Here is a 26,594-nt window from a genome sequence, read left to right as displayed (position 1 = left end):
GAATTCCTTGCAGTAAGAGATTCATCCATAGTTTTCCGCCGTGCCTACCGTGTACCTCTACGTCGTCAGATGAACGCTGTCCTCCTGAATTTGACACCCGCCTAGCCCCTGGTAAATTTCCATCTTCACGACCTCTCCATCAGGAGGTTCCAAGATGGCCGGTTCCCGTCAGTTGCACCTCCGCCGCGACCCTTTCCAGCGCCCCACCCTCACCCCAGGCCCCTTAGGGCATAACGATGCATCGTCACCCAACACACCGAAAGGTCTTATCGGAGACACTCCAGGGCCACTTGGGGTTAACGACGGTGCCGCCCTCCTAGCAAACCACCGGTTCCAGAAGCGGTTGCCCCGAGCAACGACGGCCGTACGTTGGATTGCCCTGGCAGATGTTCAAGCTTTAGCGTTAGACGTCACAACATACTTCGAAGGCGGAGAGGCAAAGTACGGGACTCTTGCCGGTGATGATGACGATCAGGCCACGTCTTTCGGCCTACTGCAGTGGAATTTCGGTCAGAATACACTCGGCCCACTCCTCAAGAAAATGCTAAAGGCTGACCCACTTCTGTTTGAAACATGCTTCCCCAAGGGGACGAACTACGAGAAGTTGAAGGCGTCACTAATGGCGGGGGATGCATCAGAGCAAAGAAAATGGGCTCGAGAATTGTTGAGAACCAATCGCAGTGGATGGCAGACCTCTTTTAAAAATATCGCAAGAGTTGCGCAGTTCAATGAAATTCAAAAACAGGAGGCAATAGCGAATTACCACCATCTGGTGATGAAAGCAATCACTTGCCTGAGGACAATCCGTCCGTCAGACTTTCAACGCATAGAGATCAACACTTATGTTGCATTGTTCGACCTGTGTGTTCAGCAACACGGAATAGAGCAGTCAAAAGCCCGGATAGTTAACGAAATCGGCGTGAGGAAACCGGCATCACAGCAGGAAATCATGAGGATAGTAATCACTGAGAGAGGATTGCTGGCAAAACAGGAATACCGAGCTGATTGCATCAGCCGAAGAATGGGAATCTTGACGGGTGAAGAATTTACGGCAACCCAGCAGGGACACAGGGTTAGACGGAAAAACCCGAAACTAGCTTTGCTGGCAACTTACCGGGGGGCTTATGTCCGCCTATAAAGCGATAGCAGTGATATTCAGCCTGCTTTTGATTACTACCAAGGTGGAGGCAGACGAAGCCCCTGTTTGCAGGTCAGGGGTGTGTTCGTTTCATGTCACGGCAACTGAGATGATCTCCCCCTGCAGCGGGCTTTCTGGTCTTGTGGTGTACAGTCAGTCGACCGGGGCGACATTGATACAGTGCTCTGACCCCGTTTCTAACGAGAGAAGAGCGCTGGTTTTTGACCGCGTGAGAGCGGCTAGCCAATACGAAGTAGAAGAAGGTAGGTTTTTTAGGGCGGAAGGTCTGTCTGCTCATGGGGTACCTGATAGGTTTGGGAATGTTCCCCTTTGTAGGCCCAACAAAGCACCGCGCCCTGCTACATTTCTTATTGTGGAGAAGGTACCCAGCATCTCGGGAGCCAGTCCTTACTGCTACCGCATCTACTACGTAGACGAATCAGGCACATCTTTGCAGGTAACCAGAGACGATGGCTACAAAGTACCGCCGGCTACCAAAAAGACGGTAGCAAGATGGGCGGCCCTGCGTCGGAAGTTGCTGTCCCTTATAAAGCAATGAAGATCAGCCCCTTGCTGGCACTCCTGCTGTTTAACTCGCACTCTATCCTGCACTGCTTCGGGCAGATACACGCCGACCGTCCCTTCTAAAATGGAGCAAAAGATGAATTTTCTGCCAAGGCTTCTGGTCTTCGTACTGCTGTTCTGTTGGTTTAATTCAGCGTATGCGAGCCCTGATGATCACAAGGAAATCACAGGAAAGTGGGTCAAGAAAGGAGCAGACCCTTCAGACTGTGGTTGCGGCGATTGCATAGACATTCAGCTCGAAGGCAAGGCCCAGCCATTTTGCGTAGAATCCAACCAGATATACCTGAAGGTCCGCTACAAGCTCGATTACAAGCTAAGAAAGGTGTACCTACTGTTCGATGACGTGCTGGAGGTCGGAACAGGGGGGGGAGCCTTGCCTTGGGAGAGGTTCGACAAGAAGAAGCCTTTGGCTGAGCTGGATGTGTCTGAGGTCCAGAAGGGAAGGATCAGTATGAAATGGTTTGGTTTTAGGGGGAAAGACTACTCTAGTCAGCACTATAGATTCGGAAGCAACTACGCAGGAATTTATGAAAGACCGAGCACCGAGTGATTGGCGGATGACCGTTACTCGCTGGTACGATAACACGGTCCTTTTGCTGAAGCGGCAGCAATAAGGCGCCTACACTGTGTGCGATGAGCCAGGGGCGTCGACTGGAGGCCGTATGCCTATAATATCGATGTTCTACGGCATAATCATCAGGATGTACCTGCTCGACAACCATCATCATAACCGGCCGCACTTTCACGCCAAATACGCAGAATTAGAGGCATCTATAAGCATTGAAGAAGGCGAAATTTTAGCTGGACAACTGCCTAGAAAACAAATTAGGCTGGTTCCAGCTTGGTTGGAACTGCATCGTGACGAACTGCAAGCGGACTGGGATCTCGTTGTGGCAGGCGAGAACCCTTACAAAATCGACCCACTGTGAGGAAAAGATGTACTGGGATGTAAAAGTCGTAAAACCGCTGCCGGACTACTGCATCTACGTCGAAATCGAAGATGGCCGCAAAGGTATCTTCGACCTGAAGCCGTACCTGAACCACGGCGTCTTTCGCGAACTGAAGAACCCCGCGTACTTCAACCAAGTGGGCATCCTTTTCGGAGCGGTAACATGGCCCAACGACCAGGACATAGCCCCCGAAACCCTCCTAGCCGAACTGCGCCCTGTCTAATCTATCCTCCAGAGAATCTCTGTTGCCTCAGTGGGTATCCGCTCGTAGCCGGCAGCTATCCCTTTTATCCCTTTTATCCCTTTTATCCCTGTAGATCGCTTCGCTTTGCGTCTTAGCGGCTTTGCGTGAGACGCCTTCAGGCCTTCCTCCAAAACCTGAAGGTGGACTCCGAGAAATTCCGATCTGTCCCTTGACATGTTTTATGAATGGCTAATAATGTTTGGCGTCGACCCAACCTCATTTACGGAGGCCGTTATGGTGCAAATTCCAAAGCACGACCTGTCAAGTCTCTGGAAGTTATCCGACGGTGATCTCATGCACGAAACCAGAAGCTTTGCTGGAAGGATAAGGGGGCACGCTGCCTTCCAGGACGTCCCGGAGCATGTGCCGGTGGCCGATACGTTTGAATCGCTGGCGGATGTCCTGGGGCAAAAATCGAATGCGGCGAAGTATGGCGACAAGCTCATGGCCGAAGAGAGGGACAAGGCGCGCGAAGAGATTTTCACAAAGCTCACCTTCGCCTGCCAGCACTCCGTTATGGTGGCGACGCATCGGAAAGACCCCACTCTGATGGATGTCGGTTTCGACTTGAGCCACAGGGTTTATACAACAAAACCCGCCACCGCCTCCCTACCGGGGCAGCCCAGCAAAGTGGAGTTGAAATTCGGGCCCAAGGGGTCCGGGATCTTCTACGTACTGGTGAACCGGGTTCCCGGCATGGGCAGCGTCGAGGTCCAGTACACAGACAGCCCAAACGATGAATCCTCCTGGACAAGCGCGGAGAGGTCCTACAAGTGCAAGATCGAACTGAAGCTAGACCTCGTGAAGCGGTATTACATCAGGGCGAGGTACCACAATAACGCCGGGTACGGGCCGTGGTCCTCGGTAGTCGACATAGTGCTTAGCTGACCTATACCTGTGCGGCTGCAGACGTTGAACTGCAGCCGCACTCCCACCAAAAACTTCTTCCTCCAAAAGAGCCAACTTCTCACCGAATCTTTCAGCCTCCAGCCTCACCGATAAATCCAACCCGGAAAAGGCTGAGCCTCCGACCGTGCCAGTAAATCCACAACCAAAAACGGGGAGGCCGGAGCTTCGCGGGTAGATCCCAAACCCAAAAGACTTGGTATTAGGCGTCGTCAGTGAATTCCGAACTGAAAAGGCTGAGCCTCCCGCTTGGCCCGTGAATCCAGAACAAAAAAGGCGGAGCCTTCGGCCTTGCTTGTCAATCCAGAACAAAAAAGGCGGAGTCTTCGGCCTTGCTTGTAAATTCGCGACTGAAAAGGCTGAGCCTCCGGTCACGCCGGATAATTCATAAAAGCAAAAGGCTGAGCCTCCAGCCCCGTCAGTAAATTCAAAACACAAAAGGCTGAGCCTCTGACGCCGGGAGTAAATTGAAGATGCCAGAGGCTAAATCTCCGGAGTCGGGAGTAATTCCAAAACGCAAAAGGGTAAGCCTCCAGTCTTTGCTGTTATCCCTTCAATCCCCTTCATCCCTGTTAATCGACTATTCTTTGCGTCTTTGCGGCTTTGCGTGCCCAAGGTTGGATGTTGATTCAGCTTTATTAAAACCGATCTATGTGCTAATTGTGTGTTTACGATTTCCCCTTTAGGAGTTCCGTAAAGTCACATGGCACGAAAACAGCGCACCAGCCCCATCGAAGACCTCGTTGCCGTCGCCAGCAAATTCCCCTGGTGGGTCTCAGTAGTCCTTGCAATTGTTTCCTATCTAACTCTCCACGCAATGGCAGCTCGACCAATAATGCCGGCCACCGCAGCGCCTGGACAAATGGGTGATGCGGCCGTCAAAGGGCTTTACGTTGTCCTTGCGATGTTCGGGCAAATAATCCTCCCTGTCGCTTTCCTCTTTGCAGCAGTCATGTCATTTTTCCAATCCCTAAAGCAGCGCAAGCTCTACGAAACGGTCAAGTCGCGTGCGGATGTTGGAGCGTTGAACGAAATGAGCTGGGGTGAGTTCGAAACCTTGGTGGCGGAGCATTTCAAGCGGAAGGGGTTTGAGGTCGCCCGAGAGGGTGGAAACGGCCCGGACGGCGGCATCGATCTTGTCCTGAGGAAGGGGAGAGAGAAGCACCTGGTGCAGTGCAAGCAATGGAAGGCGTACAAGGTCAGCGTTCAGCCGGTGCGGGAATTTTACGGAGTAATGGCCGCCGCCGGAGCAGCCGCTGGCTATTTCGTCACCTCCGGCACCTTTACCGAAGATGCCAAGGCCTTTGTAAGGGGGCTAAACCTTGAGCTGATCGACGGCCAGAAGCTGAAGTCCATGATCGTGCAAGTTGTCAAGGTAGCTCCGGCGTCCTCTTCTCCGAGTGTTGACCCCACAGTTGCGCCGCCCTGCCCGAAATGCGGAGCAGTGATGCAAATCCGAGTCGCACGCAAAGGTGCCAATGCGGGCCAGAAGTTCTGGGGCTGCAGTATCTATCCCAAATGCAACGGCACCCAGATCGTCACGGTTGCAGGTCCGACACCCACATTGCCGGATGCGACAGCGGTCCAGCCGAAAGAAGAAAAGAAGAGGAACTGCCCGGATTGTGGCAGCGAACTAGTCCTGAGGAAGTTCCAGAGTGGGCCGAAAGAGGGCCAAAGTTTTTACGGCTGCCTCCCCTGTAAAAAGGCATGGCCCGCAACGTAGGAGGAGGAACGGATGATCGCTTCTGAAATCAAAACCAAAGCAATCAAGGCCTTGGCTGCAGGGCTGGTAGCAAGTGTCCTTCTCGCCGTGGGTTACATGTACGCCGTCCTCAACTGGAGTTTCTCCAAAGGCGACAGGGTGGGCTACGTACAGAAGTTTTCCGAAAAGGGGTGGGTGAGCAAGACTTGGGAAGGCGAGCTGCAGATGCTCCCTGTACCCGGAGCCGTTCCGGAACGCTTCCCGTTTTCAGTGCGGGACAAGGCGGTGGTCTCCAAAATCAATGCAGCCCTCGGCAAGAAAGTGTCCCTCTCCTACGAACAACACAAAGGCATTCCGACCACCTTGTTCGGTGAGTCAGAATATTTCATCGTGGATGTAAAGGCGCTCGAATAGGATGCAATGATTGTGCGGCAGAAGGCAAGTAGCTTTAAAAGAAATGTGAGGAGCTGTTTGAGGGTGTGGTCGGGCATCAATTACATGTGTGTCGTCCAAGACCTGACGCCATTCACCGTCCCTTCTTCATGACTATGCTGCTCGGTTTGAGGCGCAATACGTTACATAAGTTACATAAGGTGAAGGCAAGAACCCTATTATGCTATTGGGCAACCCTTTGAACTAGGGATGACCGAAACTGAGGTAGCTGCCCGACTGGGTATTACGCAGTCATCAGTGAGTAGGTCGACCGTTCGCGGAGGGGCTTTAGCTGCCTGGAACGGTTGGCAGCTGAGAGATTAGAGAGAAACGCATAATTTCATGGGCGTCCCTCTGCGTCTCTGCCAGCAGGAGTCGGGGCTTCAAGCTTGAGACAGGAGAATTATGAAATTCACAAAGAACAATGCGTTTGTACGGAACAAAGCTCGTTTGATGAAGATGTGTGAGTCTGGGAAGCATGACTTACGTAACCTAATTTTCACCTTCAAGTATGACTTTGACCTAAAGTCCTATGAAAAGGCAATGCAAGATATAAAGGTGCTTAACGCCAACAAAGAGCGACTATTTGCTAATCCCCTCCCTAAAACCTATTTGGATATCAGAAGTTCCGAAATTCTTCCCTACTCCGCATCTTTAAAAGTCGAGCTAGATTGGTGCGTTTTTTCAATTTTGCAACACAAGGAAGAATTAATTCAGTTCTTGAAGCTGAAGAGTATCTTTGAACATGCGCTTATTTCAGGAGACTATGGGCAAGCCCAAAGTACGTTAGACTATATAAATTCAAATGTCGGCCACTCCATATGGTCATTAGAATCAAAATTTATCTTAAACGAATTCACCGGCGGGATTACTAAGAATCTAGAGTTTCTCACTGAGTTATGTACAGATGGAACTGACGTAATATTATTGTTATTGTCTGATTTTTACAGCAGAAAGTGTGAAAAGAACATAACTGTAGGTAAACTTAACGAGTACTATCATCAAATTTTACATTCCGCCAGCGCGGACTTAACAAATTATTTTTACTTTAAGCTAAACCATGCGCGTTTAAAAGATATAGATGTCGCCTTTTCTATATACCTAGAAAGTATAAGCTCAGTAGTAGATAGATATCTAATGTTGATTGAGATAACTAAGTACAGCATCTCACGTAACTTGCCGGAGGCAAGTACATTGGTCAATTGCATCAAGGATAATTTTAAGGAATTTCCTGATCCCAGTCTTAAAGCAATAACCAACGTATCAAATCTAAAAAAAAATAAGTTTAAGGATTGCAGCAGTTCCTTTAGACGCGATGAAATATGCATGTGTATAGACACTTATAAATCGGGAGACTACATAGGATGTATTGATCAGGCAGGAAATATTCTCAAAGCCGATGCAACAGTTTTTGAAATTTACCAATATTATATAAAATCACATATTAACATAGGAAGGGAACTGGTAGTACCTTTTTCAGAAGACTCAATAGGGCATGACGTTATGTGTGCCATTGATAGCGTCTATATGTTCGACGCAGACACAAGCGAGTCTTTGGGTAAGTTAATTAAAATATATATAACGTTGGGTAATTCCAATTTTGCTCACCAGATAGTTGGATATCTCAGTAGATATATAAAAATGAAGAACTGTGATCATTACATAGTATCAGCTGTTGCTTCTTCAAGATACCAACTTGCCTTCTTAGAATTATTGCATATTAATGACCAGTCAGTAGCCATTATTCAATCGCTAGTCAGGGATTTCAGCCCGGGGGGGGTGGCTTTTATAAATTATGCTATTAAAAACCATTATCAAGAAAATATACGCCACTTAAACGAGCCATACCTTATAGAATGTTCAATATTAAGAGCTAGATATTTGATATCAACAGGTGAAATAGAAGAAGCAACTGAACTGTTGAAAAAGTTAATATTGGTGGAAATACCAATCTATTTATTGACCGAAACAATAACATTACTTTTTGATCTTTATATTTCTACTGGTGATGTAAAGGACGCCACCCGACTTGTGGTTGACAGTTTTGTTGTTAATAACAACTATATTAAGACATTGAAGCTGGGTGGACTCAGAAAAGAAATATTAGACTCTGATGCTATTGATTTTATAAGTAGCAAAGAAGACATCTACACAGTCATTCTCATTTCTATTCTAGAAAAGGAGAAATTGTTAGTCAAAGATGAAGGTTTCCTGCACGTTGCTTTTGCAAATTATCTAAATGCGTTAGATGTTAAAAAGCCGAGTGAGTTGCTGCAACGAGGGTTTCATGTGGATACAGTCCTTGTTGTTTACTTTTTGTATCAGGTGTGCCAGTTAGATGTCCTCGACTATTTGTCTTGTTTTAGTGGCACTGAAGAACTTGAGAATGAAAGGATTAGTATATTCCAGATGCTAAGGGTCATAGACCCTGAAAGTAAAAAGAAATATGATGAAGAGATTAGTGCTCTTACTCAACAGATAACAATTCGTAAACGCATACAGCAAGTCGACGAAGGCAAAATAACGGTAGATACAGCAGGGATAATTTCAACTTCCAACGACACTGTAGCACAACTCTATAGCAGGTATAGATCCCTTGATAGCATTAGTAACGACGCAATAAAATTAGTCGATAACGCCTATATAGCGTCATTGCTATCTAACATGGATGCAGCAAAACAGGAAAAACCAAAGGTGGTGTTTGTTAGGGACCCCAAATACAAATTGTTTAAAGAATTGTTCTATGACATTCGAGATCGTTTTGTATTCAACAACGAATATGGCCTTGACTCTAATTTGAGTGTCAGGATAAGGCATGGGACATTAAAAGGTGAACTAAGACGTCCCTTCAGTGAATGCAGGCTATTGACAACTAAAAATAAAGAGTCAGGTGTATACTACGAGAATGCCTTTTGGAAAGAAAGGCTGCAAACGCTTGATGCAACAGTCTTAGAAGGGATTATGCAGCTGCTAACAGAATTCTCTGCGGAGATCGATGAAATAATTTCTGACGTTCCAAGCAAATGGATTCAAGTCAAAACAGAGAGTAAAGGTTTGTACGGCGTATTCGACTACACCTACAAAGACTATGACCTTGCACCACTGTATTTGACTGCCAATGAACTGGACTCATTAGAGGACCTCCTTGGCATGGTTTTGAAAGAGTTGTGGCGGAGGACAGAAGAAAATTTACAAAACATACGAGGTAAGATGAATGGGGAACTCAAGGAGACGCTAATCTATTATCTTAACAACTTGGAGAAAAGCATCCGACAATTAGCTGGGGTTACCAATGACTATTTTCTAAAAAGTCTTATAAACTGTATTTCGACTTGCAGAACTAATATGCAAAGTGACATAAACAACGTGATCAAGTGGTTTAGTATCTCTGACAACAAGTCTATCATAGATTTTAGCATGACCGAATTAGTTGATACGTGTCTGCAGATCGTTAAAAAGATTTATCCGAATGTGAATATTAAAATGAACTGTGAGATAAATGACGAATATATTTATCCAGGTCACGTCTTTGAAGCACTCGTTATGGTTCTGCTTAACCTTTTGGATAATGCGTGTAAATATGCAAATTTTTCAGATAGGGTTAATGCCGAACTGACAATAAGTACAGATAAAAACGTTCGAACATTTATAATTCAGAACAAGATACAAGATGATGTGGATATCGAGGAATTAAAATCGATTATTGCAAACATTCAACATAATATTGATAACAATAATGTTGCTGATGCCCTCCGAAAAGAGGGACGGACAGGTTTTTATAAGATGCATAACATCTTAAACACCGCTCTAAAATGTTCGTATTCAAATATAAAAATTACTATATCGCCTGATAAAATTTTCAAGGTTGTCTTGTCCGCAGAACTGTAACGAGAGGTAAGTATGAAAATTTTAGTAGTTGAAGACGATGAAAATAAACTAGACCAAATTTCTGAGATACTCCGGTTAATTCCGAATTTAAGTCTAACCTCAAAACGTTCGTATCAGAGCGGTTTGCGAGAAATACTTGATTCGAGATATGACTTGATAGTTCTAGACATGTCAATGCCGACCTATGACAAATCGTCATCCGAACCAGGTGGTCGCTTTAGGAAATTTGCCGGCAAAGAGATTCTTGCTGAAATCCGCAGAGAGAAGGTTGATGCAAGGGTCTTACTTGTCACCGGTTTCGATACTTTCGGCGAAGGCGCAACTTTCATAACTTTACAGGAAATGGATAAAAAGTTATCTGTGCTGTTCCCATCCGTATATCTAGGGTCTATTTTTTATAATGCTTCGGAGACTAACTGGGCGGATGAATTAAAGGCGTATGTTTTGACAATACAGGAGACGCTTCATGCTTAGGGTTCTCATAGTAGATGACAACATAGACAAGTTAGCCGATATTCGATCTATTTTTTCTGATATTGACTCTGTACAAGATGATAACGTCGATATTGCTTACGACGTGATGAGCGCCAAAGTTTTGTTGTCTGAAAATTTATATGACGTGGCCATTATTGATCTCAACCTACCAACTAGGCCCCACGAGACGCCTAAGCCCAATAATGGTTTCGTTCTAATTAACTTGATAAGACACAGCAAAGTGGTTAAAAAACCCACCTATGTTGTTGCCTTGACAGAATATGCTCATCTTATCGACGAGTACACCTCTAAGTTCTACAACGACATGGTCTTCCTTCTCCAGTATGTTGATAATGATGACAATTGGCGTAAGCAAATCTTGTCGTACGTGGACTATGCATACGAGGCAAAAATAAAACCTACTGTGGTAGGTGAATACAATTTTGATCTTGGTATAATCACTGCCTTACATGACCCTGAGTTTCGCTATTTGTTAAAGCTTGATGCAAATTGGCAAAAAAGGAAGCATGTTCACGATAGTACGGTATATTACGAAGGTGAATTTGTTGCAGGCCAAAAAAAATTGAAAGTGGTGGCAGCTGCAGCTCCGCAGATGGGGATGCCTGCATCAACTGCATTGTCCCTTAAGGTCATTGAACACTATAGGCCCCGTTATTTAGCTATGGTTGGTATTGCTGCTGGAGTAAAGGGGAAATGCGAACTCGGAGATGTTCTTATAACTGATATTTCTTGGGATTATGGTAGCGGCAAGATCCGTAGGACGCCAAGCAGTGTTACCTTCGAGCCTGATCCTAAACCTCTCACACTCTCACCTGATCTTAAGGAAAAGTTCTCCGCGGTGATCAGGGAGAAGTGTTATGTTGAGGATATTGTAGCCGGTACCGAAGAACCCGTTGCAAAACGCCCTTTCAATGTGGTGTTAGGGCCTGTTGCTTCAGGCGCTGCTGTCCTTGAAGACCCCGAATTGATAAAGGAAATAATGCTACACAATCGTAAGCTTATAGGAATAGAGATGGAAATATACGGCCTTTTTTACGCTGCTACTAATTGTACTTTACCAAGGCCTTTACCCTTCGCGATCAAATCTGTCTGCGATTTCGGGGATTCCAAAAAGAATGACAAATACCAAAAATATGCAAGTTATGTAAGTAGTCAGTTCCTTTATCGTTTTGCTATTTCTGAGTTGTAATCAGAAGGCCCTTGAGAAAGAGACAGAAAAGGGGAGGCAGGAAGAAGGGAGGCAGGGGAGGCAGGGAGAATCTGGGGTCAGGCTTGCAAAGTTGCAAAGTTGAGTTAGCTTTAGCTAATGGCACGCCGACAGCGGATACATTTCCCTGGTGCTTTCTATCATGTGATCCTGAGGGGTAACGACCGGCAGGACATTTTCTACGACAAGGTGGACCGCTACAAGTTTTATCTGCTTCTCCAGGAGGGGATCGAAAGGTTTGGCTATTCGATCCTCTCCTTTTGTCTGATGACAAACCACGTCCACCTCCTCTGCCAAGTATCGGAGGCCCCGCTGGCAAGGATCATTCAGAACTTGGCTTTCAGGTATACCCGTTGGATTAACTGGCGACAGAACAGAGTTGGTCACCTCTTCCAGGGACGGTATAAGGCGATCCTTGTGGACGCGGACGAATACCTCCTGCAGCTAACCTCGTACATTCACCTCAATCCAGTCCGTGCAAACCTCGTCAAAGACCCTGTTGACTACCCCTGGAGCAGCCATCGTGCCTATGCTGGCAAAGAAATCCTCCCGTGGTTAAACTCGGAACCTGTCCTTGGCTACTTCGGTAACAACAGACAACGTGCGCAGCTCTCCTTTCTTGATTTCGTCAAGCAGAACATACGGAGTGGGCATTGCGAGGCTTTCAGTAGAGGAGATACCGCTGACTCGCGGCTTCTAGGTCCAGATGAATTTATTGACATGGTCGTTGAGAAGATGGGGCCGGAACATTTGCGGAAACCATGTATAGCGGATGTTATAAAGGCAGTGGAAAGCTTGTACGGGCTGCCTGAAGACGGTCTGGTTAACGCAGACAGGAGCTTTAAGATGGCGGAAGCACGCAGCATGGCTGCTTGGGCGGTGAGGGAAATGAGTGACGACACCCTTACAGATCTTGGCCATATCCTGGGTCGCGATGTCACGAGTCTGAGCTCATCCATAACAAGGCTCACCACTAAATCCAAGATCGATGATGATCTTGCTGAACGGATGGCACAGTTGAAAAGAAACCTTTCGGACTTTGCAACTTTGCAAGCCTGACCCCAGCCTTTGCCCTTACTTTTGGTTGTGCCGTGGTATCATAACGTGGTCCATCTTTTCGACGAAAGGAGGCGTGAGCTTATGAGGCTGCTGCTTGCGTTGATTTTAGTGGTGTTGGTTGCCGGGACGGCGCCGGCGAAGGAAATCGAAGGGGTGAAGGTCGAACCGCAGGTGACGGTGAATTCCGAAACGTTGCAACTTAACGGCAGCGGCATCAGGAAAAAATTCTTCATCAAGGTCTACGTGGGGTCGCTGTATGCGAAGAAACGTCTGGCCAGCGGCCCCGAAGCGCTCCACGACTCCGGCGACAAGTTGGTCCGCATGGACTTCCTGCATTCGGTGGAGAAGGATAAGATAGTGGACGCATTCCAGGAGGGGCTCCGCAATAACGCGCCTGACCTCGTCGATAGCGCGGAGGCGAAGAAATTCCTGTCCTTGATCACCGACGATTTCAAGCGCGGCGACCAGGTCGATATCTTTCTCGGCGGCGACGGCACGGTGATGGTGAAGCACAATGGCAAACCCCTCGGCACCCTGGCCTCCCGCCCCTTCGCCACAGCCATCCTCGCCATCTACGTCGGCGACAAGCCGGCCGACGCAACCCTAAAGAAGGGGATGCTCGGCAAGTAGCGGTCAGGACGTGACTTAGCTGTCAGAGCTTGGAACGGGAGGTGCTCGCATGAACGTCGAACAGCACGTGTGCCTGGTCTGCGGCTTCAACATGATCGGATTTCATCCCGCACGCTGCCCTTTCTGCGGCGCAACGAGCAGTCATTTCATCACCGCGGACGAGTGTTCTGCGCGCTTCAGAGTGACGAGCACACCGGTGAACGAGAAGGTGACCAGGCTGAACTCCGACCCGCCGCTTGGCCTTGAACACGCAGCCTATCGCATCGAGACGCCGCACGGACCATGCTGGATCGACTGCCCTTCGTCCTTCGACCGTTCCCTGGGCCGGGCCGATGCCATACTCTTCACCCACCACCATTTCCTGGGCGCCTCCAATCTCTACCGCGACCTTTTCTCCGCCCAAATCCATATCCACCATAACGACTCACTCCACGATATCTGCCTTCCCTTCCCATTCGACGTCACCTTCGAAGAAAACTTCGTCCACAACGGCATAGAAGCCTTCCACATCGGTGGCCACACCCCGGGCTTCACCCTCTACATCTTCGAGGACGTCCTTTTCATCTGCGACTACGTCTTTTTCCATGGCGGCGCCATGAAGTACAACCCCTTTGGGCCGGCAGACCAGACCATCGCGGGAGGAGACCGTATCCGGGCTTACCTCGACGGCCGGCAGCTATCTACGGTATGCGGCTATAACTACACCGTCGGGTATGACGAGTGGAAACGCAGATTCGATGCGGGACCGACCTTCGGCGGATATTGAAGAACGGCGTCTGGGAACTCTCGTGCATCTCCACTACCTGCTGGAACGAGGCCTTGACACCGCACCTACTGTTGGCACTATTTATTCTTTCGGCCCCCCTTTGAGGGGAGCCGACACCTGGGGGGGAGAACAGGGACTGTAGCCCCCCCCTTTACCTCCTAAACTGCACCTGCTGCCCCGCTGTACATTTCCCGTTTCTGCTCACGATCTCCCCTGTAGGCATGGCCGGTTTCACACCACCGGTCGTTACCATACTTATAAAGCTACTTCGCCGGAAAAGGAGGCTGCCATGGACGTGGTTCGCGAGAAGAACATGATCCTCTCACCCGCTTGGCTGGTGACTGCCATTGTCACCTTTATTTTCGGGTTCACGGTGCTGGGCTACCTGGCATACCGGACCGGAACCGGCCAGCCTCCGATTCCGCGCGAGGTGCGGTCGGCAGACGGCGCGGTGCTCTACAGCAAGCAGGACGTTCTTGCCGGGCAACAACTTTTCCAGAAGTATGGCCTGATGCAGTACGGCACGCTCTTCGGTCATGGCGCGTACCTCGGGCCCGACTTCACCGCGGAGTACCTGCACACAAGCGGCCTCAAGGCACACGCCTACTACCTGACCCAAGGGCTTCCGCAGGCTGAGGCGGCCGAGAAGGTGCGCGCCGAGTTGAAGGCGAACAACTACGATCCGGGGACCGGTACACTCACCTTCACCCCGGCGCAGGCCAGCGCCCACACCGATCTCATCGCCTACTTCGGCCAGATGTTCGGGCCGGTCGAGACGCAAAAGGGATTGCGGCGCCCGTACCTGCAGGACCAGGAGGAAGTGAAAAAACTCACCGCCTACTTCTCCTGGGCTGCCTGGGTGAGCGCGGCCACGCGCCCCGGGACCAACCATTCCTATACCAACAACTGGCCTCCGGACGACCTGGCGGGAAACCGGCCCACCCCGGGGGTCCTCATGTGGAGCGTGATCAGCCTTGTCGCCCTTTTGTGCGGCGCCGGCCTGATCTTCTTCCTCTTCGGCCGCTACGAGACGCTGGGTTGGCACGGTTCGGAAGAAGCCCCTCAGGGGAAGTATCCGGCTCCCCAGGACACGCGCTTGACGCCGTCGCAGCGCACCGTGGCCTGGTATTTTCTGGTCGTGGCCGGGCTGTTTCTGCTTCAGGGTCTCCTGGGGGGGATTAACGCTCACTACCACGTGGAGCGCGCCGGATTTTACGGGTTGTCGCTGGGCGACTTTCTCCCCTACAACCTCTCCAGGATGTGGCATGTGCAACTGGCCCTCTTCTTCGTTGCCTCCAGCTTCCTCGCCATGGGGATCTTCCTGACGCCGATGATCGCGGGGAAGGAGCCGCGCCACCAGGACAAGCTCGCCCTCATCCTCCTGGGCGCGCTGGTGGTCGTGGTGCTCGGCAGCCTTTCCGGCGAGGCGATGAGCCTGCTCGGGAAGCTTGCCACCTCCGGCCCCTGGTTCTGGGTCGGAACGCAGGGGTGGGAATACCTCGACCTGGGGCGCCTCTGGCAGATACTTCTGACCGCGGGGATGCTCATCTGGCTCGTGATCCTGATCCGGGGCATGGCCGACCGGCTGAAGGGGGAGCACCCGGGCAACATGCCGTGGCTTTTCATCTACAGCGCGATTTCCATTCCGCTCTTCTACGCAGCCGGGATGCTGTTCGGCAAAACGACCCACTTCAGCCAGATCGAGTTCTGGAGATTCTGGGTGGTGCATCTTTGGGTGGAGGACTTTTTGGAACTCTTCACCACCATCATGGTCGCCTACGTCTTCCTGCTGCTGGGTGTGGTCCGCGCCCGGGTGGCGACCACCATCATCTACCTGGACATCATCCTCTATTCCATAGGGGGCGTGATCGGCACCATGCACCATCTCTACTTCAGCGGCACGCCTGAGATCCACATGGCCCTCGGGGCGTTCTTTTCGGCGATGGAGGTCATCCCGCTGCTCCTTCTCACCTACGAGGCGTGGAAATTCATGCGGCTGGGGGCTCCGGCCGGAAGCTCGATGCTGAGCACGCAGGCAAACGTGTTCCCCCACAAGTGGGCGGTGATGTTCCTGATCGCGGTCGGTTTCTGGAACTTCCTCGGGGCAGGGGTGTTCGGGTTCCTGATCAACCTCCCGATCGTGAGCTACTACGAGATCGGGACCCAGTGGACGGCCAACCACGGGCACGGAGCCATGATGGGTGTCTACGGGATGCTGTCGCTCGGGTTTTTCATGTTCGTGGCGAGGTATTTCCTCCCGATGGACCGGGCGAGTGACCGTGCCATGGGCATCGCCTTCTGGTGCACCAACATCGGACTGGCCTTGATGCTGTTCATCAACCTCTTCCCCGTGGGCATGCTGCAGCTGAACCAGATTCTGGCGACGTCGTACTGGGAAGGTCGCCAGCCAGAATTCTTCCTGCTCCCGCTGGTGCGATTATTCGAGTGGCTGCGGCTGCCGGGGGACATACTCTTCCTGGTGGGGATCCTCCCCGTGGTCTACCTGGCGGTCCGGATGTTCGCGAACCGCAATCGCGAGGTGCGGGAGCCCGGCAAAGGATAGCCGGTGCGCTTCAAAAGGAGAACGAGCATGCCCTACCGCGTAATCACCCTTAAGATGTCGACGCAAGCAGCAAGAGGCCCATGAAATTGGGCCATTCCATGTCCTGCCGGGGGGACGTAATCCCCCCTGGCGCATGCCATCACATCATCTGCCGTCATCCCTTTCATCCCCTTCATCCCTGTCAACCGCTTTTGCCGCTAAGTGTTCCAAAAACGGTACATGTTCCAGCATGGACCGCCCTCGCTGTTCCGTTTTATTCCACCACACAAGATGTTCCTTTCCTTTCCTGATGCACCTCCCTCACCAACTCCCCTTTGTTTACACAGGGTAACGGCACTTCAGCACTTGAATAGTAACAGCCAACCCGATGTAGGTACGGCAGTTGCTATAAAGGCATTCTATTAAACTGTATGCGCCATATTGTGAGAGCGTTACTGGGCCAATAGTGATGCCCGGAAGAGATAGGTCTCAACAAAATCGCTCCTGATAATGTAATACAAAAACGAATTTCTAGTAGATCAACCAACAGCGGTTGTGACAGAGACACCGCTTTTACATACTTTCGCTAGTGTAATGAATCAATAAAACCAGGAGGGTAAATGCAGAAACGGAAAATAACGATGCTGGCAGCGGTACTGGCTGTCGCAGCGAGCGCACAGTCAGTGCAGGCTTTCGAGATAGGCGGGACCAACGGGTGGAAGTTCTCCACCGACGGCTTCCTCAACGTGTTCGCTACCTACGAGTCGGTGGGGCGGCGCCCGGCGGGCGTCATCGGCGGGGAGATCGGCGGCGACCAGACCGGGACGGGCGAGAGCCAGCAGCAGTTCAGGGTGAGGACCGGCCTGCTGCCGGTGGGCGTGGGGCTCAATATCCAGGCTCCGACCACCAACGGCGTGGACTACGCGGTGCGCCTGGGACTGTACCCGCAGGTCCAGAACAACGGCGGCAGCCGCACCGACCTCTCGCCCAACATCGACTTCCGCGAGATCAACATGACGGCGACGGGGAGTTTCGGCCAGATCCTCGCCGGCCGCGCGATCAACCTGTACCAGGCCAAGAACATCCTGACCGACATGACGCTCTTCGGGGCGGGGGTGATCGGGCCGGTGGACAACGGGCCGACCATGGGACACATCGGTTACGGCTACCTTTACCCGAACTTCGGGGCGCAGATCAGGTACACCACTCCTGACCTCAATGGCCTGAAGGTGGCAGTCAGCGTGAACGATACCAACAACATCGGGGCGGCGACGATCCGCAACGTCCCGCGCCTGGAAACCGAAATTTCCTACGCGACGACCTTCACCGGCGGAAAGTTCCAGACCTGGGTCTCCGGCTTGTACCAGCAGGCGAGTTTCTCGGACGCTACGTTCGTCACTGTTCCGGTAACGCTGAATCCCGACGGAAGCATCACTCCTGAGCACGTGGTCCCGGCGGTTCGCCCGGGCGGGCACGTGACGTCTCTTGGCGGCGCGGGCGGCGTGCAGGTCGATATTCACGGTCTCCAGTTGCTTACCTCCTGCTACGGCGGCAAGGCTCTCGGCATGCTGGGGATGCAGGGCGCGGACGCGCTTTCCGCGGACGGCAAGGAAAGGACCAACTGGGGCTTCCTGAACCAGGCGACCTACCAGGTCAACCCCGCGTGGAAACTGGGGCTCAACTACGGCCAGAGCAGGGCGGAGCTGGCGGGTAACGATACCGACCTGAACATCCAGAAACAGCAGGCGGCGGTGGTCGCGGTGACCTACAACGTGAACAAGTTCGTCCAGGTGATCGGCGAGTACACCTGGGCGCAGGACCGTTGGTTCAACGGGGCAACTCAGGATGCCAACATCGGCGCCATCGGGACTTTTATCTACTGGTAGTCCGGCAGAACGCAGGAATTGTCGTTGCTTCATCACGGGCGCATCCCATTCGGGGTGCGCCCGTGTTCGTTGTAGATGGACAGGATGAATGTGATTGCAGGAGGGGCACGGAGATTTTGACAATCGGGTAGCCGCTGATAGAGTTTGGTCCTGCTTCGGCATCAGTGGCTATTGCAAAGGAGAAATGACATGAAAAAGCAGGCAAAAAACACCATATGCCTTTGGTACGACGGCGACGCGGAAGAGGCGGCGCGCTTTTACGCGGAGGTGTTTCCGGATTCCTCCGTCGACGCGGTCCACCTCGCACCGGGTGATTACCCGTCGGGGAAGAAAGGTGACGTACTGACGGTCGAGTTCACCGTGATGGGAATCCCTTGCCTCGGGCTCAACGGGGGACCCGAGGTGAAGCACAACGAGGCGTTCTCGTTCCAGGTCGCGACCACCGATCAGGAGGAAACCGACCGGTACTGGAACGCGATCGTCGGCAACGGAGGGCAGGAGATCGTGTGCGGTTGGTGCCGGGACAAATGGGGCATCTCCTGGCAGATCACGCCGGTGGCGCTGACGGAGGCGATAACGGATCCGGATCCTGCTGCGGCGAAGCGCGCGTTTGATGCGATGATGCAGATGGTGAAGATAGACATCGCCGCCATAGAGGCTGCGCGCCGGGGGTGAGGGGAGTTGCCGGGGAGTTCCCCAAGGGATGAGATGGGGGCGGCTGCGTTTTGCTTGCATCAATTATTGGAAGTGGGCTAAAGTCCAGTTCATGTCACTGGAACAGTACCTGAACGAGCAAGGAAATAGCGTCGAGATCGGTCTGGTCCTCCTGTCGGAGGAGTGGCAGGTGCTCGGCATGAATGAACATGCCTTGCGCATTGCGGACCCGGATATTGGACCCATCGGGCAGAACCTTTTTCAGATGCACCCCGCGAAGAGCCGCGAAAAGGTGCGCGGCATCCTCGATGAGCTGTCGGGGCAGCAGGGGGCGATGCCGAAGTCGATGGTGATCGATTTTCTCGGCAAGGTGCTCATGATCAGCCTGTCGCGCCTGGTGGTTCCCAACAGCCCCCTGGCCTGGGCGGTCTCCTTCATGGACCTGTCGGAGCAGACCGGCGCCCGCACCAATCCGATGAGCGGACACCTGGAACTGAAGAAGATGCCGATCTACGAAAAGGGCGCTTTTCATTTCCTCTCGGCTGACCAGGTGCACTTGATCGAGGCCGACGGCAACTACTGCCGCATCCATACCCGCACCAAAAAGTTCTACCTTCTGATGAGCCTGAAGGCGGTCCTGCAGCGCTTCCCCACCTCCGATTTTCTCAAGGTCCACAAGAGCTTCGTGGTGAACCTTCGCCACGTGCAGGCCATCGGCCCCGCCGACGACAGCCGCATGATGGTCTCCTTCCACGAACCTGCCATTCCCGCCGTCCCGGTTTCCCGGCGCCTGGTGCCTGCCGTCAAGAAAGCCCTTGCCTCAACCGGCACCGTTCATCCACGGGATTGACCCGTTCATCAAATTCCCCTTGAGCGTTGCCGGTCGTAGTGGGATAGTGCCCACCACGACACCGCCCCCGCATGGGGATTTCAATGCGAAGGAGAATATCGATGAACATCCGCACCAGCCGCAATTTCATCCTACGAGTCGCAATCATGCTGATCTGCCTCGCGCTCCCGGTATGGGCCGGCGCCGCCTCCACGTCCGCTGAGGCAAAGGGGTCGGCGCAACTGTCCGAGGAGATCCTGAAGAGGAGCACGACGTTCTTCGCGGCTCCCCCGTTCATGACGGCCGAGAACGTGTATGAAGAGGTCGTGAAAGGCGGCGAGCTGGGATACTTCATCGTGAGCCTGCAGTCCCGCGCCGACTTCGCCAAGGGGCACGTGCCGGGCGCGGTCAACATCCCGTTCGACCAGATCACCGAGCGGAAGTCCCTCGATCTCCTGCCGCGCGACAAAAAGATCGTCTTGACCTGTGACGACGGGCACCGCTCCATGGTGGCGTCGCTGTACTTCAACCAGCTCGGCTACAGCGCCACCGCGATGCCGATGGGGCTCAACCACTGGAACAGCGCCCAATCCGCCGCGCCCTATACGCCTTCACCGAAATACCCGGTGAGCGCGAAAAAGCAGGAAGCCGCGCCGGGGCAGAGGCTTCCCGAGGTTGCCGCCAAGGCGGCTGACGGAAACGAGCTGATTACCGAGCGAACCCGCGCCGTGCTGACTTCCGGCAGGAACCTGTTCATGGACCGAAGCGAGCTGTTCCGGGAGGAGGGCAAAGACGGGGGCAAGGGGGTGTTCGTGGTCAGCATCCAGCGCCCCGAGGACTATGCCGCGGGGCACGTGCCGGGGGCGATCAACATCCCCTTCAACCAGATCGCCAGCAAGGAGAGCCTCGGCAAGCTGCCGCGGGACCGGAAGATCGTGGTGGTCTGCTACATCGGCCACATGGCGGCCTCCGCCACGCTCCTGCTGAGCCAGTTGGGGTACGAGGCCTATGACCTCCGCTTCGGGACGCTGGGGTGGAACGACGATACGGACGGGCTGGGAAAGATGAAGGCGTTCATGCTGAGCATGACCGAAAACAGGAGCTACCCGGTGGAAGGTACAAAGTAGAGGTAAGGGGAAGGCACTCCGTCAGGCGGAGTGCCTTTTCGTTTGAGGGATGACGGTCACTGGCCGCCGGCGCCTTGGGGCTCTTGCGGTGCCTTCTTGCGCTTTTGCTCGTCGCAGTACCCAACGATCCAGCCGACGCCGGAAACGACGATGAGCAGGTACAACCCCCAGGCCGCGCGCTCGCCGAACTGGACCAGGAACATCAGTCCGATGGCGGTGGCGATGCTGGCGGCGATGATCCTCAGTTGATGCTGCTCGAACCAGGAGAGCACGGCGTACGCCGCCGATGCGGCCAGCAGCAGGTAACTGATGCCGCCGATGTGCGAGCCGGCCTGGTAGATGTCCAGTCCCATGAAGCCGAAGTTGGCCAGCGGCATGAACCACAGGATCACGCCGGCCAGACCGAGTACCACGCCTTTCGTCTTGTGGTCCATATCGCCTCCTTGCTCCGCTCCGGTTGGCTTAGCTTTGCAGGTCCTCCGCTGATTGCTTGCCCGTGTCCCAATCGAATACCGCCGCGAGCCAGCTGGCTATGGAGACGATGTTGAGGCCGTACAGGCCCCAGGCCGCGTTGCTCCACGCCTCGGAAAGGAAAAGCATGCTGATGGCGGTCGATATGGTCGCCGCGATGACCCGCAGCCGGTGCAGTTCGAAGAATGAAGCAATGGTGTAGGCGAGGGAGCAAACCACCAGAATGTAACTGATATTGCCGATCTGTCTCCCCGCCACGTAGACGTTGAAGCCCACCTTCACCAGCGGCATGAACCACAGCACCATTCCCGCGACGCCCAGGGCAGCCCCTATCGCTTTGCCTTTCATGCAGTACCTCCTCGGTTGCGGCATCCCGCGTAGGATGGCGTCATGGTCATGCCGGCAAGGTTGCCGCTGCGGCTTCTGGTGCTGAAAAGATCCGCGTCATCCCAAGCTAAATGAAAATAACTTAACGTGGAGGTTTGTCAATGCGGCAAGGGAGCCTGAAGGGGGGCGGTGGCTGAAAACTGGGGAGAGCGCGCGCGGAATGAAAAAAGGCACCCGGTTAGCGCCGGGTGCCCTTGGTGGCCAGGAGGAAAAAACAGCGACATCAGTACCCGGGGCGATGCCTCACCACGCGGCGGTACTGGGGGCGGTAGACCCGGCCGTCGTAGTGGCCCCGGTCGCGCACGTAGCGCCGGTATTCGACGTCGCGGTAGTGCCGGATGTTGACCACCTCGTAGCGCACGAAGACGGGAGGGTACGCGCTGCGTGGGACGTAGCTCCAGGGGCCGTTGTAGTAGGCGCCGCGGTACCAGTTGCCGCCGCTGAAGTAGTAGTATTCGTTGCCGGTGTAGACCAGTTCGTACGGGACGCCGACGGCGACGTAGGCATCCAGCCGCGGCGAGTAGACGAATTCGGGCGGTTCCGCCTCGTACTCTTCGGGAGGAGGCGGGACGATTCTCTCCGGCGGCGGAGGCGGGGGAGGCGCCATGACCGGCGGGGCGGCCTCCGGCGGAGGGGGAGTTACCACCCGGGCCGGCGGCGGTGCGACCGGTCGCGCCGCGACGGTGGCGGTTCCGGGAACCTGGTTGTTGTAGGTGTACATGCACTGGACGTAGGCGTTGTCGTACTGCCGCTGCGCCTGCGCGCCGTAGACCTGGGCCGAACCGGAACCCGCCGCGGCCCCGAACAAAAGCCCGGTCGCGGCACCGATGGCGGCGCCGGCCCCGGTGTTGCCCGAGGCGGAACCGAGCACGGCCCCGACGCCGGTGCCGACCGCCGTGCCCACCACCGCGCTGGTCGCCACGTTCTTGTCATAGGTTTCCTGCACCGGCGAACCCACCTGGGAATTCGCCCACTGTCTGCAGGTCGCGTCCTCCTTCATGAAGGTCTCGAAGGACTTGCCCCTGGTGGGGAGGACCTTGACGCTCGGGCCGGTCGGCACCGTCACGCACCCTCCCAGGGCCAGCAGCGCAAAAAGCGATGTGATCCGTCTTTTCATTGATACCCCCTTCCGTGTGGCTCTACCTGCCGGCCGCTGCCAGCCTCCAGCGGCACATCCCCCATCACACGCCCTTACCATAGCCACGAAATAGGGAAGCAATGTGGCAGAAATGTGGAAATTGGTTCCGCTCGCCTCAGGCGCCGTTCTCCTGTGCCTGGTACGGCGTTCGTCCCGACCTCAAGCGGCGCACCACCATCGGCACCAGGAGCATGAGCGCTAGGATGATCCACATGGTGGTGTCCGGGTCCTTTATGTACTTGTTGAGGCGCAGGGTTGAGAAGGCGATCACCGCGAAGTAGAGCATGTCGCCGGCGATGGCGAAGGCCCATCCCGCAAGAAAGCCGTGTCCGGCGGCGAGCGCCGAGGCCCGCCCGGTCATGGGGTCGACGCCGAAGGCGATCATGACGAGCGCTACGGGACCGGTGGCGGTGCCCTGGAACTGCGCGGCGCTGCGGGCGTTGGCGGCCCGCATGATCGCGCTGATCCGGCGCAGGAACGAGATCTTGCCGCAGACGAAGGCGAGCACCCGCAGTACGGGTTCGAAAAGGACGGCCAGGATGACATCAGAGACGAGGTAGAGGAGCGTGGTGACCGGCCAGGCGAGCCCCTTTGATTTGGCGAGAAGGACGCCGGCGGGGATGCCGCCTCCCACTGGTATCAGGAAGAGCTGCAAGACGGAAAAAAGCGCTTCTGTCGGCGCAGAGTACAACGAAGGTTCTGTCATGGCTCGCTTGTATCACGCTACTGAGTTCCCGGGCCTGGCCGGAAGGCCCGGACGACGACGTGGGCCGTGGTGCATGGTATATGAAGAGGCGCTCGACCCGCAACAGGTTTCGGCGCCTCTTCGTTTTTCCGGGGTCAGTCCCACCTGAAGGCCGCCATGGAGAGCGCGCCGTAGGTGAACCCGTCGTGGAGCATGGAGCCAGGGCCGCCGGTTCCAAGGGCAACCAGCAGGGGGAGGAAATGCTCGGGTGTGGGGTGGTTGCGCAGGGCGTGCGGCGCGCGCTCTTGCCAGGCCAAAAGGTCGTCGACGCGCCCCTGAACCACCGCCTCCCTGAGCCACGAGGCGAATTCCTTGGCGTAGGGAAGCGGCTCGTCATCCAAAGCCCGGCCGAAAAAATCCCTCAGGTTATGGGTCGCCGACCCGCTGGCCAGGATGAGGACACCCTCGTCCCTGAGAGGGCGCAGGGCTTCCCCCAGGGCAAGGTGATGCCGCGCGCCAAGCTGCGGCTGGACCGAGAGCTGGACCACCGGGATGTCGGCATCCGGATAGATGAGCATGAGAGGCGCCCAGGTGCCGTGGTCGAAACCGCGGGAGAGGTCGCGCTCCCCCTCGATTCCCGAGGCGTGCAGCAGGGACAGGACGCGCTTGGCGAGCACCGGGTCTCCGGGAGCGGGGTAGCCCAGCTGGTACAGTTCCTCGGCAAAACCGCCGAAGTCATGGATGGTCGGCGGCTGCAGGTGACCGGACACCCGCGCTGTGGCCGTATTCCAGTGGGCGGTAACCGCCACGATACCCTTTGGCCTGCCAAGGTCCCGGCCAAGCCCTAGCAAAAAATCCCGCGTCGGGCACTGCTCCAAAACCATGCTGGGGGAGCCGTGGGAAACGAATACTGCAGGAAATCTGGCTGACATGATTGTTCTCCTCTTGCAGGGGGCCCGGTCTCCCGTGCCGCCCGGCTACTTGTACAGTTTCACGCGCGCCTCGACGGGCTGGAATTCCTTGGGGGGCGGCAGGGTGGCAGGTTTTCCGAAAGGCATCTGGGCGACCAGCTTCCAACTCGCCGGGACGTTCCATTCCCGTTGCACCGCATCGTCGATGACCGGGTTGTAGTGCTGCAGGGAGGCGCCCCACCCTTCCGCTTCCAGGGCGGTCCAGACGGCGAACTGCAGCATCCCGGAGGACTGCTGGGACCAGACCGGGAAGTTCTCGCTGTACGCGGGAAACTGCTCCTGGAGCCCCCGGACCACGGCGGTATCCTCGAAGTAGAGGATGGAACCGTAGCCGCTGCGAAACGATGTATCGACCTTGTGCCCGGTGGCGGCAAAGCTCTCGGCGGGGACGATCTTTTTCAGCTCCTGCTTGGTGAGGTCCCAGAGCCGGTCGTGTTGAGCGCCGAGGAGGATGAGCACCCGGCTGCTCTGCGAGTTGAAGGAGGACGGCACGTGCTGTACCGCCTGACCTACGAGCTCGTGGATGCGCTCGTCGCTCGCCACTTGCTCTTTGGTCAGTGCATAGTAGGTTCTCCTGTCTTTGATGGCGTCCGCTAAGTTCTTTTTCATGGCCGTGTCTCCCCTGTTGCGTGGCGTTTTTTTGATGTCATATGATTTAATATCAAATTAATATCTGGTCTTTTAAAAGTCAAGGTGTTTTTTAGCACCGACATTGTGGCGTGATGAGCGCTTGCGCGCGCACGGCAATGGAGAACGGACATGACGGGAAAAGGCCTGGCCGGGGGAAGGAACGCCCGCGCCGGGACGGAACGCCGTAACCACTACAAAAAATTCAGATGCGGTGCGTGGGGAGTCCGGAGCAGGGCGAGGGGGGAACGCGCAGGGGGGGGAGGAGTCGTGGAGAGGCTGGAAAAGAGGGGGAGTGCAGCGGCTTTTAAACGGCTAAACGCTAGATGCCACCCACCAGGGTCAGGGTGACCTCGCCCACCTTCATGGTCGTGGTGATCCGCACCGGGATCCTGCGGCTGTCATCGGTGAACCAGAAGGTGGCGTTGCCGACCTTGGCCTCCTCGCCGTCATGCCTCAGGCGGGAGGTCACCATCACGGTCCTGAATTTGCCCAGCGGCGTCGTCAATTCCTGCAGCTTCACCACCCGGACTTCGGTGTTCCACAAGCGCTTGGTGTCGTAGATGTCGAAGGAGATGGAGCGCCCCGGGATCAATTCGGCGCCGCGTATGAAGTAGATGCTGGAGAGGTTGTCGTAGGTCCTGGGGGTGATGGTGTCGGTCTGCTCGACCTTTTTGACGAGGTCGACGCTGTTGGCCTTGAGGGTGGAGAAGTTGAAGGTCGCCTCCCGCGCGGCCCGGTAACTCCCCTCGCGCTTGTTCTCCCGGAAAAATTTCGGCTTGCCGGCGCGGGTGGTGACCGATTCGGTCCGGTCGTCGATCTTGAAGAAGGCGGAGACGACCCCGGTCGAGCGGATGGTGTTGGTAAGGCGCAGTTCGTCATCCTGGGCGGTCACTTCCAGGATGGCCGAGCCGGCCTTGATGCCGGACCAGGTCGCTTCGTAGACCAGGCGCTCGGGTACGGGAAAGGCCGATGCCGGTGCGGCCATGAGAACAAGGGCGAGGATGGGGCATATCAGGATGGGGAGCTTTGCCATCCCTAGAGGGTACAGCAATAGGTGAATTTTTTAACAAGGTATGTTCAGGCTTCGGCGGCCCGGCGGTTGGTGCGGGCCAACTGGCGATACCAGTCGCAGGTTTCCGTTTTGACGCCGCACTGAAGGCAAGGGTTGCCCCCGGTTCGAAACCAGAGGTAGACGAATTGGTGGGAGTTGCTTGAAGCTTCGCAACTGCTGCCGACATAGTCGCTCATGGTTATTCTCATAGATCACCTCCT

At 54.4% G+C, this 26,594-nt stretch carries 26 protein-coding genes; 18 read left to right on the top strand and 8 right to left on the bottom strand.

The window, feature by feature from the left end; all coding sequences use genetic code 11:
• Nucleotides 1-154 precede the first annotated feature (154 nt).
• The 18 genes from KOL99_RS01940 to KOL99_RS01855 all read left to right on the top strand — a co-directional run bounded on the left by KOL99_RS01940 (nt 155) and on the right by KOL99_RS01855 (nt 21,040).
• On the top strand, nt 155-1,138 hold the full coding sequence (locus tag KOL99_RS01940) for a hypothetical protein (RefSeq protein WP_216508816.1): 984 nt from the start codon (nt 155-157) through the stop codon (nt 1,136-1,138).
• A gap of 661 nt (nt 1,139-1,799) precedes the next feature.
• The gene (locus KOL99_RS01935; protein ID WP_216508815.1) at nt 1,800-2,273 is read left to right on the top strand and encodes a hypothetical protein; all 474 of its coding nucleotides are present in this window, start codon (nt 1,800-1,802) and stop codon (nt 2,271-2,273) included.
• Between the two features lie 112 nt (nt 2,274-2,385).
• On the top strand, nt 2,386-2,652 hold the full coding sequence (locus KOL99_RS01930; RefSeq protein ID WP_216508814.1) for a DUF4160 domain-containing protein: 267 nt from the start codon (nt 2,386-2,388) through the stop codon (nt 2,650-2,652).
• Between the two features lie 7 nt (nt 2,653-2,659).
• Nucleotides 2,660-2,896 (top strand): DUF2442 domain-containing protein, encoded by a 237-nt coding sequence (locus KOL99_RS01925; protein ID WP_216508813.1) that lies wholly within the window; start codon nt 2,660-2,662, stop codon nt 2,894-2,896.
• Nucleotides 2,897-3,211: 315 nt separating this feature from the next.
• Nucleotides 3,212-3,805 (top strand): hypothetical protein, encoded by a 594-nt coding sequence (locus KOL99_RS01920; protein ID WP_216508812.1) that lies wholly within the window; start codon nt 3,212-3,214, stop codon nt 3,803-3,805.
• A gap of 721 nt (nt 3,806-4,526) precedes the next feature.
• A complete protein-coding gene (locus tag KOL99_RS01915; protein WP_216508811.1) occupies nt 4,527-5,546 on the top strand; it encodes a restriction endonuclease in 1,020 nt (339 codons plus the stop codon).
• A 12-nt stretch (nt 5,547-5,558) separates the two neighbouring features.
• Nucleotides 5,559-5,939, top strand: coding sequence for a hypothetical protein (locus KOL99_RS01910; RefSeq protein WP_216508810.1), 381 nt, complete (start codon nt 5,559-5,561; stop codon nt 5,937-5,939).
• A gap of 423 nt (nt 5,940-6,362) precedes the next feature.
• On the top strand, nt 6,363-9,845 hold the full coding sequence (locus KOL99_RS01905; RefSeq protein WP_216508809.1) for an ATP-binding protein: 3,483 nt from the start codon (nt 6,363-6,365) through the stop codon (nt 9,843-9,845).
• Nucleotides 9,846-9,857: 12 nt separating this feature from the next.
• Nucleotides 9,858-10,319: a response regulator gene (locus tag KOL99_RS01900; RefSeq protein ID WP_216508808.1), complete on the top strand. Its 462-nt coding sequence runs from the start codon at nt 9,858-9,860 to the stop codon at nt 10,317-10,319.
• Nucleotides 10,312-11,529, top strand: a complete 1,218-nt coding sequence (locus tag KOL99_RS01895) for a phosphorylase family protein (protein WP_216508807.1) — start codon at nt 10,312-10,314, stop codon at nt 11,527-11,529. Before KOL99_RS01900 ends, KOL99_RS01895 begins: the two co-directional genes overlap by 8 nt.
• Before the next feature lie 162 nt (nt 11,530-11,691).
• Nucleotides 11,692-12,606: a transposase gene (locus KOL99_RS01890; RefSeq protein WP_328759436.1), complete on the top strand. Its 915-nt coding sequence runs from the start codon at nt 11,692-11,694 to the stop codon at nt 12,604-12,606.
• 81 nt (nt 12,607-12,687) lie between these two features.
• On the top strand, nt 12,688-13,236 hold the full coding sequence (locus KOL99_RS01885) for a chalcone isomerase family protein (RefSeq protein ID WP_216508805.1): 549 nt from the start codon (nt 12,688-12,690) through the stop codon (nt 13,234-13,236).
• Between the two features lie 49 nt (nt 13,237-13,285).
• A complete protein-coding gene (locus KOL99_RS01880; protein ID WP_216508804.1) occupies nt 13,286-14,002 on the top strand; it encodes an MBL fold metallo-hydrolase in 717 nt (238 codons plus the stop codon).
• A 289-nt stretch (nt 14,003-14,291) separates the two neighbouring features.
• Nucleotides 14,292-16,565, top strand: coding sequence for a nitric-oxide reductase large subunit (locus KOL99_RS01875; protein ID WP_216508803.1), 2,274 nt, complete (start codon nt 14,292-14,294; stop codon nt 16,563-16,565).
• Nucleotides 16,566-17,164: 599 nt separating this feature from the next.
• On the top strand, nt 17,165-18,430 hold the full coding sequence (locus KOL99_RS01870; RefSeq protein WP_216508802.1) for a porin: 1,266 nt from the start codon (nt 17,165-17,167) through the stop codon (nt 18,428-18,430).
• A gap of 189 nt (nt 18,431-18,619) precedes the next feature.
• Nucleotides 18,620-19,105, top strand: coding sequence for a VOC family protein (locus tag KOL99_RS01865; protein ID WP_216508801.1), 486 nt, complete (start codon nt 18,620-18,622; stop codon nt 19,103-19,105).
• Nucleotides 19,106-19,196: 91 nt separating this feature from the next.
• Nucleotides 19,197-19,934: a LytTR family DNA-binding domain-containing protein gene (locus KOL99_RS01860; protein ID WP_216508800.1), complete on the top strand. Its 738-nt coding sequence runs from the start codon at nt 19,197-19,199 to the stop codon at nt 19,932-19,934.
• A gap of 101 nt (nt 19,935-20,035) precedes the next feature.
• Nucleotides 20,036-21,040 carry a rhodanese-like domain-containing protein gene (locus tag KOL99_RS01855; protein WP_216508799.1) on the top strand — a complete coding sequence of 335 codons (1,005 nt, stop codon included), beginning with the start codon at nt 20,036-20,038 and terminating at the stop codon, nt 21,038-21,040.
• Between the two features lie 56 nt (nt 21,041-21,096).
• Here KOL99_RS01855 and KOL99_RS01850 read toward each other — a convergent pair whose 3' ends face one another.
• The 8 genes from KOL99_RS01850 to KOL99_RS01815 form a co-directional block, all read right to left on the bottom strand.
• Entirely contained in the window at nt 21,097-21,474 is a 378-nt protein-coding gene (locus KOL99_RS01850) for a hypothetical protein (protein ID WP_216508798.1), read from the bottom strand.
• A 28-nt stretch (nt 21,475-21,502) separates the two neighbouring features.
• Complete coding sequence (locus tag KOL99_RS01845; RefSeq protein ID WP_216508797.1) at nt 21,503-21,859, bottom strand: hypothetical protein; 357 nt, start codon at nt 21,857-21,859, stop codon at nt 21,503-21,505.
• 262 nt (nt 21,860-22,121) lie between these two features.
• Nucleotides 22,122-23,015, bottom strand: a complete 894-nt coding sequence (locus KOL99_RS01840; RefSeq protein ID WP_216508796.1) for a YMGG-like glycine zipper-containing protein — start codon at nt 23,013-23,015, stop codon at nt 22,122-22,124.
• A gap of 136 nt (nt 23,016-23,151) precedes the next feature.
• Nucleotides 23,152-23,742, bottom strand: coding sequence for a hypothetical protein (locus tag KOL99_RS01835; RefSeq protein ID WP_216508795.1), 591 nt, complete (start codon nt 23,740-23,742; stop codon nt 23,152-23,154).
• Nucleotides 23,743-23,876: 134 nt separating this feature from the next.
• Complete coding sequence (locus KOL99_RS01830; RefSeq protein WP_216508794.1) at nt 23,877-24,653, bottom strand: DODA-type extradiol aromatic ring-opening family dioxygenase; 777 nt, start codon at nt 24,651-24,653, stop codon at nt 23,877-23,879.
• A 45-nt stretch (nt 24,654-24,698) separates the two neighbouring features.
• A complete protein-coding gene (locus KOL99_RS01825) occupies nt 24,699-25,301 on the bottom strand; it encodes a nitroreductase family protein (protein ID WP_216508793.1) in 603 nt (200 codons plus the stop codon).
• 340 nt (nt 25,302-25,641) lie between these two features.
• A complete protein-coding gene (locus KOL99_RS01820) occupies nt 25,642-26,355 on the bottom strand; it encodes a DUF3108 domain-containing protein (RefSeq protein ID WP_216508792.1) in 714 nt (237 codons plus the stop codon).
• 44 nt (nt 26,356-26,399) lie between these two features.
• A complete protein-coding gene (locus tag KOL99_RS01815) occupies nt 26,400-26,582 on the bottom strand; it encodes a hypothetical protein (RefSeq protein WP_216508791.1) in 183 nt (60 codons plus the stop codon).
• Nucleotides 26,583-26,594 lie beyond the last annotated feature (12 nt).

This window comes from Geomonas azotofigens (assembly GCF_018919395.1).
Classification (GTDB): domain Bacteria; phylum Desulfobacterota; class Desulfuromonadia; order Geobacterales; family Geobacteraceae; genus Geomonas; species Geomonas azotofigens.
The sequence above is the reverse complement of the archived record's forward strand: the minus strand, read 5'-3'. Positions and strand labels throughout refer to the sequence as shown.

What these genes read in the sequence shown, in the direction of transcription:
- KOL99_RS01900 (WP_216508808.1), top strand. Translation starts at nt 9,858, where the DNA reads ATGAAAATTTTAGTAGTTGAAGACGATGAAAATAAACTAGACCAAATT.
- KOL99_RS01940 (WP_216508816.1), top strand. Translation starts at nt 155, where the DNA reads ATGGCCGGTTCCCGTCAGTTGCACCTCCGCCGCGACCCTTTCCAGCGC.
- KOL99_RS01935 (WP_216508815.1), top strand. Translation starts at nt 1,800, where the DNA reads ATGAATTTTCTGCCAAGGCTTCTGGTCTTCGTACTGCTGTTCTGTTGG.
- KOL99_RS01930 (WP_216508814.1), top strand. Translation starts at nt 2,386, where the DNA reads ATGCCTATAATATCGATGTTCTACGGCATAATCATCAGGATGTACCTG.
- KOL99_RS01820 (WP_216508792.1), bottom strand. Translation starts at nt 26,355, where the DNA reads ATGGCAAAGCTCCCCATCCTGATATGCCCCATCCTCGCCCTTGTTCTC.
- KOL99_RS01915 (WP_216508811.1), top strand. Translation starts at nt 4,527, where the DNA reads ATGGCACGAAAACAGCGCACCAGCCCCATCGAAGACCTCGTTGCCGTC.
- KOL99_RS01825 (WP_216508793.1), bottom strand. Translation starts at nt 25,301, where the DNA reads ATGAAAAAGAACTTAGCGGACGCCATCAAAGACAGGAGAACCTACTAT.
- KOL99_RS01870 (WP_216508802.1), top strand. Translation starts at nt 17,165, where the DNA reads ATGCAGAAACGGAAAATAACGATGCTGGCAGCGGTACTGGCTGTCGCA.
- KOL99_RS01850 (WP_216508798.1), bottom strand. Translation starts at nt 21,474, where the DNA reads ATGGACCACAAGACGAAAGGCGTGGTACTCGGTCTGGCCGGCGTGATC.
- KOL99_RS01840 (WP_216508796.1), bottom strand. Translation starts at nt 23,015, where the DNA reads ATGAAAAGACGGATCACATCGCTTTTTGCGCTGCTGGCCCTGGGAGGG.
- KOL99_RS01815 (WP_216508791.1), bottom strand. Translation starts at nt 26,582, where the DNA reads ATGAGAATAACCATGAGCGACTATGTCGGCAGCAGTTGCGAAGCTTCA.
- KOL99_RS01835 (WP_216508795.1), bottom strand. Translation starts at nt 23,742, where the DNA reads ATGACAGAACCTTCGTTGTACTCTGCGCCGACAGAAGCGCTTTTTTCC.
- KOL99_RS01920 (WP_216508812.1), top strand. Translation starts at nt 3,212, where the DNA reads ATGCACGAAACCAGAAGCTTTGCTGGAAGGATAAGGGGGCACGCTGCC.
- KOL99_RS01895 (WP_216508807.1), top strand. Translation starts at nt 10,312, where the DNA reads ATGCTTAGGGTTCTCATAGTAGATGACAACATAGACAAGTTAGCCGAT.
- KOL99_RS01860 (WP_216508800.1), top strand. Translation starts at nt 19,197, where the DNA reads ATGTCACTGGAACAGTACCTGAACGAGCAAGGAAATAGCGTCGAGATC.
- KOL99_RS01830 (WP_216508794.1), bottom strand. Translation starts at nt 24,653, where the DNA reads ATGTCAGCCAGATTTCCTGCAGTATTCGTTTCCCACGGCTCCCCCAGC.
- KOL99_RS01855 (WP_216508799.1), top strand. Translation starts at nt 20,036, where the DNA reads ATGAACATCCGCACCAGCCGCAATTTCATCCTACGAGTCGCAATCATG.
- KOL99_RS01905 (WP_216508809.1), top strand. Translation starts at nt 6,363, where the DNA reads ATGAAATTCACAAAGAACAATGCGTTTGTACGGAACAAAGCTCGTTTG.
- KOL99_RS01845 (WP_216508797.1), bottom strand. Translation starts at nt 21,859, where the DNA reads ATGAAAGGCAAAGCGATAGGGGCTGCCCTGGGCGTCGCGGGAATGGTG.
- KOL99_RS01865 (WP_216508801.1), top strand. Translation starts at nt 18,620, where the DNA reads ATGAAAAAGCAGGCAAAAAACACCATATGCCTTTGGTACGACGGCGAC.
- KOL99_RS01925 (WP_216508813.1), top strand. Translation starts at nt 2,660, where the DNA reads ATGTACTGGGATGTAAAAGTCGTAAAACCGCTGCCGGACTACTGCATC.
- KOL99_RS01885 (WP_216508805.1), top strand. Translation starts at nt 12,688, where the DNA reads ATGAGGCTGCTGCTTGCGTTGATTTTAGTGGTGTTGGTTGCCGGGACG.
- KOL99_RS01880 (WP_216508804.1), top strand. Translation starts at nt 13,286, where the DNA reads ATGAACGTCGAACAGCACGTGTGCCTGGTCTGCGGCTTCAACATGATC.
- KOL99_RS01875 (WP_216508803.1), top strand. Translation starts at nt 14,292, where the DNA reads ATGGACGTGGTTCGCGAGAAGAACATGATCCTCTCACCCGCTTGGCTG.
- KOL99_RS01910 (WP_216508810.1), top strand. Translation starts at nt 5,559, where the DNA reads ATGATCGCTTCTGAAATCAAAACCAAAGCAATCAAGGCCTTGGCTGCA.